General features: G+C 47.6%; 12 protein-coding genes and 3 pseudogenes. 12 read left to right on the top strand and 3 right to left on the bottom strand.

Features of this window, described 5'->3' with window-relative positions:
- Window positions 1-6: 6 nt before the first annotated feature.
- The gene (locus DW082_RS08770; RefSeq protein WP_055205118.1) at window positions 7-759 is read right to left on the bottom strand and encodes a hypothetical protein; all 753 of its coding nucleotides are present in this window, start codon (window positions 757-759) and stop codon (window positions 7-9) included.
- A gap of 298 nt (window positions 760-1,057) precedes the next feature.
- Between DW082_RS08770 and DW082_RS08765 the strand changes: the two genes are divergently transcribed.
- The 6 genes from DW082_RS08765 (at window position 1,058) to DW082_RS08740 (ending at window position 6,832) form a co-directional block, all read left to right on the top strand.
- A complete protein-coding gene (locus DW082_RS08765; RefSeq protein WP_005775881.1) occupies window positions 1,058-2,281 on the top strand; it encodes a site-specific integrase in 1,224 nt (407 codons plus the stop codon).
- Entirely contained in the window at window positions 2,278-2,667 is a 390-nt protein-coding gene (locus tag DW082_RS08760; protein ID WP_004328110.1) for a hypothetical protein, read from the top strand. Before DW082_RS08765 ends, DW082_RS08760 begins: the two co-directional genes overlap by 4 nt.
- A gap of 277 nt (window positions 2,668-2,944) precedes the next feature.
- Window positions 2,945-4,150 (top strand): primase-helicase family protein, encoded by a 1,206-nt coding sequence (locus DW082_RS08755; protein WP_004328112.1) that lies wholly within the window; start codon window positions 2,945-2,947, stop codon window positions 4,148-4,150.
- Window positions 4,151-4,407: 257 nt separating this feature from the next.
- Window positions 4,408-5,346 carry a toprim domain-containing protein gene (locus DW082_RS08750; RefSeq protein WP_005775883.1) on the top strand — a complete coding sequence of 313 codons (939 nt, stop codon included), beginning with the start codon at window positions 4,408-4,410 and terminating at the stop codon, window positions 5,344-5,346.
- Between the two features lie 176 nt (window positions 5,347-5,522).
- Window positions 5,523-5,888: a MobC family plasmid mobilization relaxosome protein gene (locus DW082_RS08745; protein ID WP_004329306.1), complete on the top strand. Its 366-nt coding sequence runs from the start codon at window positions 5,523-5,525 to the stop codon at window positions 5,886-5,888.
- Window positions 5,885-6,832 (top strand): relaxase/mobilization nuclease domain-containing protein, encoded by a 948-nt coding sequence (locus DW082_RS08740; protein WP_004329305.1) that lies wholly within the window; start codon window positions 5,885-5,887, stop codon window positions 6,830-6,832. Before DW082_RS08745 ends, DW082_RS08740 begins: the two co-directional genes overlap by 4 nt.
- Before the next feature lie 21 nt (window positions 6,833-6,853).
- Here the strand turns inward: DW082_RS08740 and DW082_RS08735 are convergent, their stop codons facing one another.
- Window positions 6,854-7,513 (bottom strand): AraC family transcriptional regulator, encoded by a 660-nt coding sequence (locus DW082_RS08735; RefSeq protein WP_004329304.1) that lies wholly within the window; start codon window positions 7,511-7,513, stop codon window positions 6,854-6,856.
- 62 nt (window positions 7,514-7,575) lie between these two features.
- On the opposite strand from DW082_RS08735, the gene DW082_RS14525 reads away from it, so the two are divergent.
- Entirely contained in the window at window positions 7,576-7,725 is a 150-nt protein-coding gene (locus DW082_RS14525) for a hypothetical protein (RefSeq protein WP_004329303.1), read from the top strand.
- A gap of 47 nt (window positions 7,726-7,772) precedes the next feature.
- Here DW082_RS14525 and DW082_RS08730 read toward each other — a convergent pair whose 3' ends face one another.
- Window positions 7,773-8,672: an AraC family transcriptional regulator gene (locus DW082_RS08730; RefSeq protein WP_004329302.1), complete on the bottom strand. Its 900-nt coding sequence runs from the start codon at window positions 8,670-8,672 to the stop codon at window positions 7,773-7,775.
- Window positions 8,673-8,802: 130 nt separating this feature from the next.
- Here DW082_RS08730 and DW082_RS08725 point away from each other — a divergent pair.
- The 5 genes and pseudogenes from DW082_RS08725 (at window position 8,803) to DW082_RS08705 (ending at window position 13,791) form a co-directional block, all read left to right on the top strand.
- Window positions 8,803-9,578, top strand: a pseudogene (locus DW082_RS08725) (MBL fold metallo-hydrolase).
- Window positions 9,575-10,243 (top strand): radical SAM mobile pair protein A, encoded by a 669-nt coding sequence (locus DW082_RS08720; protein WP_004329299.1) that lies wholly within the window; start codon window positions 9,575-9,577, stop codon window positions 10,241-10,243. Before DW082_RS08725 ends, DW082_RS08720 begins: the two are co-directional and overlap by 4 nt.
- A complete protein-coding gene (locus DW082_RS08715; RefSeq protein ID WP_004329298.1) occupies window positions 10,240-11,115 on the top strand; it encodes a radical SAM mobile pair protein B in 876 nt (291 codons plus the stop codon). Before DW082_RS08720 ends, DW082_RS08715 begins: the two co-directional genes overlap by 4 nt.
- Window positions 11,116-12,477 (top strand): annotated as a pseudogene (locus tag DW082_RS08710) (hybrid sensor histidine kinase/response regulator); the annotation flags it as partial.
- A pseudogene (locus DW082_RS08705) lies at window positions 12,470-13,791 on the top strand (sigma-54-dependent transcriptional regulator). The pseudogenes DW082_RS08710 and DW082_RS08705, both read left to right, overlap by 8 nt.
- Window positions 13,792-14,257: the final 466 nt, after the last annotated feature.

The raw sequence follows: 14,257 nt of genomic DNA, 5'->3' as shown, positions 1-14,257 counted from the left end.
GTCCGACTATTCGTTTCGTTTGCTTTTTTGCTGATCGATCAGTTTTTCGATGGATTCCTTCAGCCGGAACATTTCATCCCGGCCCTCGACGTTCACCTTGAACGGGATTTTCGAATTCAGGTAATTTTTCAGCGCGTCGGTGATTTTCAGCACCGGGGAGATGTAGTACAGGTTGATGAAATAGAAAAATACCACGACGATCAGAATGCCGATCAGCAGCGCGATGAAGCCCGGCATCGTAGCGCGGTAGGCGTTGTCTTCGAGCCGCTGGGCTTTGACGTCCATGATGCGCTGCGAGGAGACCATGAAATTTTTGATCGACGTGGTCAGGTCGGCATACGACGTTTCGTAGATGTTGACGTACCAGCCGACGCTGTTTTTGTGCAGACTGTCGCTGAGGTAGGCGTCGACGATCCGGTTGTAGGCGACGTTGGCGGCGTAGATCGAGTCGAACCCCTGTAGGTCGCGGATCAGCACGTTGGCTTCGCGCATCGACGAGTCGAATTTTTGCCGGCCGACGATCAGCATCGAGTCGCTGTTGCGGCTGCCCGAGACGATCATCTGCAGCAGTGCGGTGTTCTGATCCTGCACGGCGTCCAGCATCGTTTTCGACAGTTCCATGTTGCGGAAGCTGGCTCCCAGCATGCTGTGCGTCGAATGGCTCAGCCTGCTGAGCTCGAAGTAGGAAATGATTCCCGAAAAGAAAAGCAGCAGGGCCAACGAAAGGAAGCCCAACCGTATTTTGTTTTTCAAACCCATGCCCGATTGTCGTTGTTCACCGCTACAAAGTTACAATAAATCTCTGGAAAAGACGAATAAAAAGGGACAAATGTCTTCGTAATGCCTGTCAATAAGGCGTTTGCGAAGACAAATGAGGACAGGCGAAAAATCGAGGTAACGTAAAGGAAAGCGGATTTATGAAGAAGAACGGTCTCCAAATCATTACCCGCCGAATGGTGATTTTTAACACACCGTGTTGTATTTGGCAGCTTGTGGCACAGGTTGGCATATCAAGGTCTAACTCGTTGAGTAATAACTTTGCAAACAAAAAACGAGTATGGCAAGAAGCACATTCAAGGTTCTGTTCTACGTGAACGGCAGCAAGGAGAAAAACGGTATTGTCCCCATCATGGGACGAGTGACAATCAACGGGACTGTGGCGCAGTTCAGTTGTAAGCAGAACATCCCGAAAACGCTTTGGGACGTGAAAGGAAACAAGGCGAAAGGCAAGAGCCGCGAGGCACGAGACATCAACCTTGCCCTTGACAACATCAAGGCGCAAATCATCAAACATTACCAGCGCATTTCAGACCGCGAGGCATTTGTTACGGCTGAGATGGTGCGCAACGCCTATCAGGGAATCGGCAGCGAGTATGAGACGCTGCTAAAAGCATTCGACCGTGAGAACGAAGTGTTCAAGAAACGGGTAGGCAAAGACAGGGTAATGGCTACCTATCGGGCACGTGTACGGGCAAGAAACCATGTAGCCGCCTTTATCAAGTCGTTTTACAGACGCAGCGATATGTCCATGTTGGAACTTACTCCCGATTTCATCAAGGAGTTCGCCGCATACCTCTCGACTGAAGCCGGATTGCGGAACGGTTCGATATGGGCAAACTGTATGTGGCTGAAAGGCGTGGTCATGAAAGCGCATTATAACGGGTTGATACCGCGCAATCCTTTCATCCAGTTTCATATCAGCCCCAATGTGAAAGAACGGGAATATCTGACGGAGGATGAACTGAAAGCGGTCATGACACATGAGTTTGCAGACAGCAAGCTCGCATACATCCGTGACATTTTCATCTTTGCCAGTTTCACCGCCTTGTCATTCGTGGACATTCAGGAACTGACGAATGACAACATCGTGGAGGTGAACGGCGAGAAGTGGATATTGTCCAAACGCCACAAGACAAAAGTCGCCTTCCAAGTGAAGCTGCTGGATATACCCTTGCAGATAGTCGAACGCTACCGACCGATGCAGAAAGACAATCGTATATTCCCCGGCTTGAACTATTGGTCTATCTGCAAACCGTTGAAACGGATGATAAGGGAATGTGGCATAACCAAGTCAATATCATTTCATTGCAGTCGTCATGGCTTCGCAACATTAGCTTTGAGCAAGGGGATGCCCATTGAAAGCGTAAGCCGTGTGTTGGGACATACGAATATAGTCACGACCCAACTCTACGCAAAGATAACCACGCAGAAGCTCGACAACGACCTGACCATGTTCGGCGACAAACTGAGTAAGACGTTTAACGGAATAACGATGTCATGAGTATGAGAAGAAACAGCATAACAGTGAATGAATCCGGCAATATCATCATGCCGGAGAATGTCTCAAACATTTGGATGAGCGAGCCGGAATTGGTGGAACTGTTCGGAGTAATTGCTCCGACACTTCGTTCTGCCATCAGAAACATCTATAACAGTGGAGCATTAAAAGAATACGAGGTACAGAAGTATGTTCGGCAGGAGAACGGGTATCATGCCGATGTGTTCAGCTTTCCGATGATAGTCGCACTTGCTTTCCGCATTGACAGCTTCGGTGCGGAACAGGTGCGCAATGCCATATTTAAAAGGCTGTACTTGCGAAAAGAGAAAACAAATATCTTCTTTTCGCTGGGTATAAATGGTTGGGATATGTCTAATTATCAGGCATAAGTTCTAATGATATGACGACATGAAGTAGTGAGACCTATGCGTATTCCCATTGCCAACAATGTATTTATACGAGTATGTGAATAGGTGTATTGCCATTCATACGTACGATTACGACAAACCCGAAGAAAAATCCATTAGAATGGCATTTCTTCGGGCTTTTGTTGTATGTCATAAAGCCAAATCCAAGAAAATCTTACGTGAGGTATGCGTGAGTTGTTAATCCGTTCTGCGCTAATTGCCGAGTTTTGCACTGATTAAACAAAAAAATGAAGTGCTAATGAAACAAGGCAACTTTGAAAATGAGGAGTTTATCCGTGTGGGTACTACCCTCTACAAGTTAGTGAACCAGCCCCGTCTGAACGGAGGCTATGTGAAGAAGCGCATCGTGTGGAACAACGAAACACTGCGGCAGGACTACGGCAAGGACTATCTCGCCACCGTGCCGAAGTACGACGGCTTCTGCACCGTCCCCGACCATGTGGACTACCGTCCCGTGGTGGACAAGTTCCTGAACCTCTACGAGCCGATAGGACACCGTCCGCAACAAGGCGAGTTTCCCTGTATCCGGTCATTGGTGCGCCATATCTTCGGTGAACAGTATGAATTGGGCATGGACTATCTTCAATTGCTCTACCTGCAACCCGTGCAGAAACTGCCTATCCTGCTGTTGGTATCAGAAGAACGCAACACGGGCAAGAGTACATTCCTGAACTTCCTGAAAGCTGTGTTTCAAAACAATGTCACTTTCAATACCAACGAGGACTTCCGCAGCCAGTTCAATTCCGACTGGGCAGGAAAACTGCTCATCGTGGTGGACGAGGTATTGCTCAACCGCAGGGAGGACAGCGAGCGGTTGAAGAACCTCAGCACCACACTTTCCTACAAGGTGGAAGCCAAAGGCAAAGACCGTGACGAGATAGCGTTCTTTGCCAAGTTCGTGCTATGCTCCAACAACGAGTATCTGCCTGTTATCATTGATGCAGGTGAAACACGCTATTGGGTGCGCAAGATAGACCGTCTGCAATCCGATGACACAGACTTCCTGCAAAAGCTGAAAGCTGAGATACCTGCCTTTCTGTATTACCTGCAATACAGACAACTTTCCACCGAAAAGGAAAGCCGTATGTGGTTTGCGCCCTCTTTGCTGCATACCGAAGCCTTGCAGAAGATTATCCGCAGCAACCGCAACCGATTGGAGATAGAGATGTGCGAACTTATCCTTGACATTATGGAAAGTGTCGGCACGGACACATTCTCGTTCTGCCACAACGACATTCTTCTTTTGCTGGTACATTCGCAGGTAAAGGTGGAGAAGCACCAAGTCAGAAAGGTATTGCAGGAATGTTGGAAACTTACTCCTGCCTCTAACGGGCTTACATATACCACTTACCAATTCAATTACAATCGGGAGTGCCGATATGAGCCGATAAAAAGAGTCGGTCGTTTCTACACCGTCACAAGGGAACAACTTGAATCCCTGTAATACTATTCTTTTTTTGTTGAATTGATGAATAATGATATAACCATACTGATAATAAACAGCATACACTCTCAACAAATTCTCAACAATCGAAAAGAAAAGTTGAGAGGGAAACAGCATCAGTTTGTTGGATTCTCTATTTGTGAGTGGTTTGTTGAGAAGATGTTGAGAATATAAAGCATTAACGTATAGGACAATACATATCTCATTCATCAAATCAACGTTTTTACAGTCATCATCAAATCCATAGAAATTATATCATGAACATCCAAGAAGCAAAACAAATCAAAATTGCGGACTATCTGCAAAGTTTGGGTTATTCGCCCGTAAAGCAACAGGGAAACTGCCTGTGGTATAAATCCCCGTTCCGTCAGGAAACGGAAGCCTCGTTCAAGGTGAACACCGACCGCAACCTGTGGTTCGATTATGGACTGGGAAGAGGTGGTAACATCATCGCACTTGCAGGGGTACTGTACGCATCCGACCATGTGCCTTATCTGCTTGGCAAGATAGCGGAACAGGCACCACACATCCGTCCCATATCTTTCTCTTTTCGCCAGCAGGCATCCGAACCGAGTTTCCAACATTTGGAGGTGGGCGAACTCACCCATCCGGCATTGCTCCGATACTTGCAGGAACGGGGCATAAACATCGCTTTGGCAAAGGCGCAATGTAAAGAGCTCCACTTCACCCATAACGGCAAGCCCTATTTCGCCATCGGTTTTCCGAATGTGGCGGGAGGATTTGAAGTGCGTAACCGTTTTTTCAAAGGCTGTGTCGCACCCAAAGACATCAGCCATATTCGGCAACAGGGAGAAGCGAGAGAGAAATGCCTTGTATTCGAGGGCATGATGGACTATCTTTCATTCCTCACGTTGCGGAAGAGGAACTGCTCGAACTTGCCCGACCTTGACAGGCAGGATTACGTCATCCTCAATTCGACCGCCAATGTTTCCAAAGCTATAGATGTGCTGCACGGGTATGGACGTATCCACTGCATGCTCGACAATGACGAGGCGGGAAGAAAGGCGTATCGGGAATTGGAAAGGAAGTTCGCCGGACGCATCCGCGACTTCTCCGACAACTACAAAGGGCATAAAGACCTGAACGATTACCTGCGTGGAATCCGGCAGAAATTAGCCGTTAGTCCACCGCCAAGAACTATCGTAAAACCCAAGAAGAAAGGGTTGGGATTATGACATCCCGAATGAGAAAAACGGGAGATGCCCGAAACTCATTCCTTAAGGATTGGGAGGTAGCAAGTTTGTGTTTCGGGTGTACCGAAACCGCTTGCCACCCACCATCCAAATTGCAGGAGGTGGCATCCCGTCGGTCTATACAGTTGAATCAGTAACCGAATTAAAAGGAATAAAATATGGAACAGACAAAGGAACACAAGGAACGCAACAAGGGAGGTCGCCCCAAGAAGGAAGCAACCGAGAAACTGAAATACCGTATCGCAGTGAAAATGACGGCAGCCGACTACTTCCGCCTGCTGACACGATCGCATGAGGCGGGCGTATCACCAAGCGAGTACATGAGGGAATGTTTCCGTAACGGTCATGTGAAAGAACGGCTGTCGGAGGAACATGCCGGATACATCCGCCAACTCTGCGGCATGGCTAACAATCTCAACCAGCTTGCGCGTAAGGCAAACGCCGGAGGCTTCCACGATGAACGGTGGGACTGCAAGGTGGCAGTGGCAAGGATTCATGAACTTATAACCAAGATAGGGATATGATGGCGAAAATCGTAAAAGGAAGCGACTTCAAGGGTGCGGTGGATTACATCATCGACAAGAAGAAGGATACGCAGATAGTAGCAAGCGAAGGCTTGTTTATGGAAAATCTGGAAACTATCGCCATGAGTTTCAATGCCCAGTCACGGATGAACGATAAGGTGACAAAACCTGTCGGACATATCGCGTTGAGTTTTTCCAAAGAGGATGAGTTACGGCTGACGAACCGTATCATGGCAGGCATCGCGCTTGAATATATGGAACGGATGGGAATCAAGAATACGCAGTTCTTCATCGCCCAGCATTTCGACAAGGAGCATCCGCACGTGCATATTGCTTTCAACCGCATAGACAACAACGGCAATACCATATCGGACAGGCACGAGCGTCTGCGCAGTACCCGCATCTGCAAGGAATTGACCTTGAAATACGGCTTGCATATGGCTGGCGGAAAGGACAATGTCAAACGCAACCGCCTGAAAGAGCCAGACAGGACGAAATATGCGCTTTACGACATCATCAAAATGGAAGTCGGCAGATGCGGCAACTGGAACGTGCTTATCGCCAACCTGAAACGGCAGGGAGTGGAAGTACATTTCAAGCATAAGGGGCAGACCAGCGAGGTGCAGGGTGTTGTATTCTCCATGAATGGCTACCATTTCAACGGCTCCAAAGTGGACAGGCGTTTCAGTTATTCCAAGATTGACGCGGCTTTGCAGCACAACAGATGCAGGGAACGTATGGGAATAACAGCCGGAATATATGAAACGGCTACACCAAGCGCACCGTCCGGCACGGCACAAAGCGAGTTGTTCAACGGCTCTTGGGGATTGCTAAAAAGCAGTGGCTCATCTTATAACGCTGCTGATGCGGAAGCCAATCAGGAAATGGTGGATATACTTCGCAGAAGGAAGAAAGTTAAGCGCAAGAGAGGTGTTGGGTTCTAATATTCTGTACTAATCCAATTCTCACGACACTTGCGCTCTATATTCATTCGGAGTGTAACCTACCTCTTTCTTGAACAGTCGGGTAAAATGTTGCGGGTACTGAAAACCGAGATTATAGGCGATTTCATTAACGGTGTCGTCTGTAGATGCAAGTTCCGTCTTGGCTATTTCAATAGACTTGTCATGAATGAAATGCAGGGCGGTTGAACCTGTTTCTTTTTTCAATAAATCACTGAAATAGTTGGGCGAGAGGCAGAGCTTGTCTGCACAATACTGTACAGTGGGCAAGCCTATCCGTTTAGCAGCCCCATCATGGAAGTATTCGTCAAGCAACCGCTCAAATCTTGCGAGGATGTCTCGGTTTTGGTTGTCGCGTGTGATGAACTGACGGTCATAGAAACGTGTGCAGTAATCAAGGAACGTCTTGATGCTGTCTGTGATGAGGTTCTTGCTGTGACGGTGTATCGGATGGTTCAATTCATATTGAATCTTGTGGAAGCAATCCATGATGATTTGCCGTTCTTCCACACTAAGGTGCAATGCCTCGTTTGTCTCGTAGGAAAAGAACGAATATTCACGCATTATCCGCCCGAGAGGTGTATTCCGCAGCAGGTCGGGATGGAACATAAGCAGGTAGCCATCTGGTTGGAACTGCATGCCGTCATCTTCCGCACCGAACACCTGTCCGGGCGCGATAAATATCAGTGTGCATAATTATTCCTAAGTCTGTGAAACCGGAACGCATGAAGCAGAATCTCGACATATTAGACTTCACCCTGTCGGCCGACGACATGGCACGGATAAAGACGCTGGATACCGACAAGCCTTTCTTACTCGGCTCGCACGAAGATCCAGAAATCGTAAAATGGTTCATGCAGTACAAAAACGCCTGAACATCAACAACCATATTTCGATAGCCGCTATCGACTATATTAAGAAGTTATTCGTATATGCCTTTATTGTAATCCGTCATGTACTGAGTAAATGTTTTGCCTGTTTGCTGTTTGAAGAAGCGCATGAGATGGCTCGGATCAGAGAAATTGAAATCATCCGCCATTTCACTGACAGTGCGGTTGGAGAATAGCAATTCGTTCTTCAGTTCCTCAAGCAGACGTTGTTTTATCAAATGGGTAGCTGATACTCCGAATTGGGCTTTTACTGAGTTATTGAGTGTGATGCGACTGACATGAAGCATGTCTGCATATTCCTGCACCCGCTGGTGGGTGCGGATATTCTGTTCCAACAAGTCCTTGAACCGAAAAGCGAAATTGTTTTTAGCAATTTCAGCGGGCAAGCAATAGGCGGCAGCGTATGTACGATTGATAATCAGCAAAAGATAATATAGTAAGGAAACAATGATATTGTACGTATCGGACACTGGATTCATCAGCTCATACTTAATCTTTCCGAGCAGCCGCATATATTCCTTCATTTCGTCATGTGTGGCATTGATGTAAGGCGGCGTATCTGTCTGGTAACAATACAAAAGGCGAAAAACGAAGAACTTGTCGGCGATAAAAGTACGCATGAAATCTTCGCGGAATATAAGGAACGTGTAATCCAACGCCGTCTCATCTACATGCCACTCTTGTTGCTGATGGGGTGAAAGCAGGAGAACCATGCCGTCGCGCAGTTCAATCTTGCGGAAGTTCAGTAGCAAATATCCGTTTGCCTTACGGAAAAAGTAGAAGCTGAAGAAGTCTGTCTTAAACCGCTTGTTTTCTGTCAGCACAAGTCCGATGTCCTTGTTTATGGCAGTATTGATGTAAAAATCCACGCCGCAGCGTGTCTTGTTGAACGGTACGCTGACCAGTCGATCAGGGTTGATTATCTCGTCCATATCCTTGTCGTTTTTGCAAAGATAATAATTTCATTTATCAAAATGGCATAATTACCGTTTTTTCAGGCATAGATGTTTCGCCGGATTCTTCCGAACTTTGCACCCGTAATCAATAACAAGACATATAGTCATGAAAAAGACATCTACAGTACAATTGGTGCGCAATGCCACCTTGAAAATCAGGTATGCGGGACACACCATGCTAATTGACCCCGTTTTAGCCGACAAAGGCACTTTGATATCGGCCCTCGGTGTGAATAAAACACCGAGGGTACACCTCACCATCCTATTCAGGATATTATCGGAGGCGTGGACATGGTGCTCCTGACCCACAATCACATCGACCATTACGAGCCGAGTGTCCCCACACATTTGCCCAAAGAAATTCCTTTCTACGTTCAGCCCCAGGACGCGGACGCCATCAGAAACGACGGATTTACAAATGTGATACCCATCGAAGAAATAAAAACAATAGACGGCATATCCATTTACCGCACGACCGGACATCATGGTTTCGGGCAGATCGGGCAGATGATGGGACCTGTATCAGGTTATGTGCTAAAAGCCGAGGGCTTCCCGACCGTTTATATAATGGGTGACTGCCGATGGGAAGCATGTATCCGAGACACCGTGGAACGGTTCAATCCTGACTATATCGTGGTAAACTCCGGAGGTGCAATCTTTCCCGAATTTTCCAAAACGGACGGTCCTATCATCCCCGACGAGAACGAAGTGATGCAGATACTTGACGAATTGCCTTCGCATATCAAGCTGATAGCCGTACACATGGATGCCATCGACCATTGCCAGACCACCCGTGCAATTCTGCGCAATGAGGCAACGCATCACGAAGCCGACATGAGCCGGCTGATTATCCCGGAGGACGGAGAAACAGTTGTGTTATGAGTGTCTGCATTAAATCCCTGATAAAAAACATGAACATAGTGGTAGGGTGCACTATAGGATGCCCTTACTGCTATGCCCGTAACAACTGCCGCCGTTTCCACATTACCGACGACTTTTCCGTGCCTGAATACATGGAACGAAAACTGCGCATCATCGATACGTCCCGTCCTCATGTGTGGCTCATGACAGGAATGAGCGATTTCTCCGATTGGAAGCCTGAATGGAACGCAGAAATTTTCGAGCGGATCAGCAGCAATCCCCAGCACGCCTATATCTTTCTGACGAAGCGCCCTGACAAAATCAGTTTCTCCTCTGACGACGAGAACGTATGGATGGGCGTGACCGTTACGCGCAGTTCCGAGAAAAGGAGGATTGATGATTTGAAAAAGAATATCAAAGCACGACACTACCATGTCACGTTTGAACCTCTCTTCGATGATATCGGCGAGATTGATTTCGAGGGAATTGACTGGATTGTCATAGGCACAGAGACCGGAAACCGAAAAGGAAAGTCATATTCGCGCCCCGAATGGGTGCTTAGCATTGCAGAACAGGCAAAGGCTCATGGCATACCGGTGTTCATGAAAGAGGATTTGCTGCCGATTATGGGCGACGAAAGAATGATTCAGGAATTGCCGGAACAATTTACCAGACGAATACAATGAATATGGATACAATAAAGGAAATAGATGTAAAGAGTGTAATGACCAAATCCTCTCTGCCGGTGGGAGGATATTCGGTCAACCCTTATGTAGGGTGTCCCCACGCCTGCAGGTATTGCTACGCATCGTTCATGAAACGGTTCACCGGGCACACCGAGCCGTGGGGTACGTTTTTAGATGTAAAAAACTGGAAGCCGATAACGAATCCTCATAAATACGACGGTGAACGTGTTGTAATAGGGTCTGTGACGGACGGTTACAATCCGTATGAAGAAGAATTCCACCGTACCCGAAGGCTGCTCGAAGAGCTGCGAGGAAGCGATGCCGAGATTATGATATGCACAAAGTCCGATCTTGTCCTTCGCGATCTCGACCTGTTGAAGAGTTTTCCCAAAGTGACTGTGTCATGGTCTGTCAATACGCTCGACGAGCAGTTCTGCGCAGATATGGACAACGCCGTAAGCATTGAACGCCGTCTGAAAGCGATGCGTCAGACATACGAGGCAGGTATCCGCACCGTATGCTTCGTCTCGCCCATATTCCCCAGAATAACAGACGTAAAGGCAATAATAGAGGAGGTAAAAGATTATGCTGATTTAATCTGGCTTGAAAACCTGAATTTACGCGGGCAGTTCAAAGGCGGGATAATGACGTATATCCGTGAGAAGTATCCTGACCTCATACCGCTTTACGAGGAAATTTACAATAAAAAAAGGCTTGAATACTGGCAGGCATTGGAGCAGGACATTTCAAATTACGCCAAGGAGCAGGGCTTCCCGTATCGTATAAACGATCTGCCATACGGACGCTCGGAAAAAGGCAAACCTGTCATCGTAAACTACTTCTACCACGAAAAAATACGATTGACAAAATGAGGCTATGCCGGACTGATGCAGAAAAGTTGTAGCGCGGATAAAAGCACCATGTATGTGGATAATATCCGGCAATCTTCCGAGCGTATGCGGGAGATGCTCAACACGCTGCTGGATTTCTTCCGTCTGGACAACGGCAAGGAGCAACCCAACCTTTCCCCTTGCAGGATTTCCGCAATCACGCATATTCTTGAAACGGAGTTCATGCCCATTGCCATGAACAAGGGGCTGACTTTGATAGTGGAGAGCCACACCGATGCGGTGGTTTTGACCGACAAGGAACGTATCCTGCAAATCGGCAACAACTTGTTGTCAAACGCCATCAAGTTCACGGATAACGGTAGTGTATCATTGGCAGCGGATTATGATAACGGTTTGCTGAAACTTATCGTTGAAGATACCGGTACGGGCATGACCGAAGATGAGCAACAACGAGTATTCGGTGCATTTGAACGTCTTTCAAATGCCGCCGCAAAAGACGGCTTCGGATTAGGATTGTCCATCGTGCAGCGTATTGTGGCGATGCTCGGTGGAACTATACGCTTGGAAAGCGAGAAAGGCAAAGGGAGCCGCTTCACGGTGGAAATTCCCATGCAGACAGCCGAGGAACTGCCGGAACAGACAATTCAAGCGCAAATGCGCCATAATCATATCTGCCATGATGTGATTGCCATCGACAATGACGAGGTACTTCTCCTTATGTTGAAAGAAATGTATGCCCATGAAGGGATGCACTGCGATACCTGTACCAATGTTTCGGTACTGATGGAGCTGATACGAAAAAAGGAATACAGCCTGCTTCTGACGGATCTGAATATGCCTGAGATAAGCGGTTTTGAACTGCTGGAACTGTTGCGCTCATCCAATGTAGGCAACTCGAAGAGTATTCCCATAGTCGTGACAACCGCTTCGGGCAGTTGCAGCAAGGAGGAACTTATAGGGCGTGGATTTGCCGGATGCCTGTTCAAGCCGTTCTCCATATCCGAACTGATGGAGATTACGGATAAATGCGCATTAAGCAGCATATTGGATGAAAAGCCGGATTTTTCCACTCTGCTATCTTATGGCAATGAATCCGTCATGCTGGACAAACTGATAGCGGAAACCGAAAAGGAAATGCAGGCGGTCAAGGATGCAGAACAGCGTAAAGACCTCCAAGAACTGGACACACTTACACACCATCTGCGAAGTTCATGGCAGATTCTCCGTGCCGACCAGCCATTGAGGGAACTTTACGCCCAACTTCATGGAAGTGCCACTCCAGATGACGAAGCGATATGCAAAGCGGTGACCGGCTGTGCTGGATAAAGGTGCTGAAATTATCCGGCAGGCAAAAGAAGAAAGGAAAAATACGAAAATGGATAAAACAAGAATCATCGTGGTGGAGGACAATATCGTGTATTGCGAGTTTGTCTGCAACCTGCTGGCACGGGAAGGATTCCGTACCGTGCAGGCTTACCACCTCTCGACCGCGAAGAAACTTCTGCAACAAGCCTCAGACGGGGACATCGTGGTTTCTGACCTACGACTACCCGACGGTGACGGCATCGACCTATTACGATGGATGCGCAAGGAAGGCATGACACAACCGTTAATCATCATGACCAACTATGCCGAAGTGCATACGGCAGTCGAAAGTATGAAACTCGGCTCGCTGGACTATATCCCCAAGCAGCTTGTGAGGATAAACTTATGCCTCTGCTTCATACCATCCTGAAAGAACGGAGTATCGGACGAAATCGTATGCCCGTTTTTGCCCGTGACAGTTCCGCCTTTCAGAAAATCATGCAACAGATAAGATTAGTTGCCCCTACTGATATGAGCGTGCTGATATTCGGAGAGAACGGCACGGGCAAGGAGCATATCGCCCACCATCTGCATGATAAGAGCAAAAGGGCAGGGAAACCGTTTGTGCCTGTGGACTGCGGTTCACTCTCCAAAGACCTTGCGCCCTCGGCATTCTTCGGACATGTCAAAGGCGCGTTTACGGGTGCGGACAGCACAAAGAAAGGATACTTCAATGAGGCAGAGGGTGGCACATTGTTCTTGGATGAGGTAGGCAATCTCGCATTGGAAACCCAGCAGATGTTACTCCGTGCCATACAGGAACGGAGATACCGCCCTATAGGTGACAAGACGGACAAGAGCTTCAATGTCCGCATCATCACCGCCACCAACGAGGATCTGGAGAAAGCGGTCATTGAAAAACGTTTCCGACAGGATTTGCTGTACCGTTTGCACGACTTCGAGATAACTGTTCCGCCCTTGCGTGACTGTCAGGAGGACATCATGCCGTTGGCGGAGTTCTTCCGTGAGATTGCCAACAATGAATTGGAATGTAGCGTGACTGGGTTCGATGCGGAAGCCCGTAAGACATTGCTGACCCATCCGTGGCCGGGTAATGTCCGTGAGCTTCGGCAGAAGATAATGGGCGCGGTGTTGCAGGCACAGACGGGAGTTGTCATGAAAGAGCATCTGGAACTTGCCGTAACGAAACCGACCTCACCTGTCAGCTTCGCCTTGCGAAACGATGCGGAGGACAAGGAACGCATCTTACGCGCGTTGAAGCAGGCAAACGGAAACCGCAAGGTTGCCGCCGAATTGCTCGGAATCGGACGTACAACGCTGTATAGCAAGTTGGAAGAGTATGGATTAAAGTATAAATTTCAGCAATCATAGCCCGCAACTTGCCGAAAATAGAAGTAACGGTTAAACCGGATTATTCAGCGAAGATAAAAAACGTCCTGTGATAAAAATCATGGGACATTTTGATGTGTATCCGATTTTTATTGCTACTTTTGTACCAAGACGAGAGACATTGACAGCAACTCACAGCAGAACGTAGAAATAGACAGGGTTGCCAAATCATTACCTCATTTTTACCTTATCCTCAGAACTGCTTGCTAATAAAGTGGTTATAAAAATCTTCCAGAATTACTACAAAAAAGAGAAATGCGGAAAGATATAGTGATAGAATTGAGTTACAAGGGTTTCAGTCGTGCTTCCGATTATTCGTGAAGCCATCGCAATCACCGCTGAAGCCAAATCAGGACGCCGCTACGTTACTTGTCCGTAACCATGCACGGAATGGCGACAAACGGACACGGATAACGAAACAAGGCGTTAAGGATTAGTGAGTTACTGA

It is taken from the genome of Alistipes sp. AF48-12 (genome assembly GCF_003477565.1).
Classification (GTDB): Bacteria; Bacteroidota; Bacteroidia; order Bacteroidales; family Rikenellaceae; genus Alistipes_A; species Alistipes_A hominis.
The sequence above is the reverse complement of the archived record's forward strand: the minus strand, read 5'-3'. Positions and strand labels throughout refer to the sequence as shown.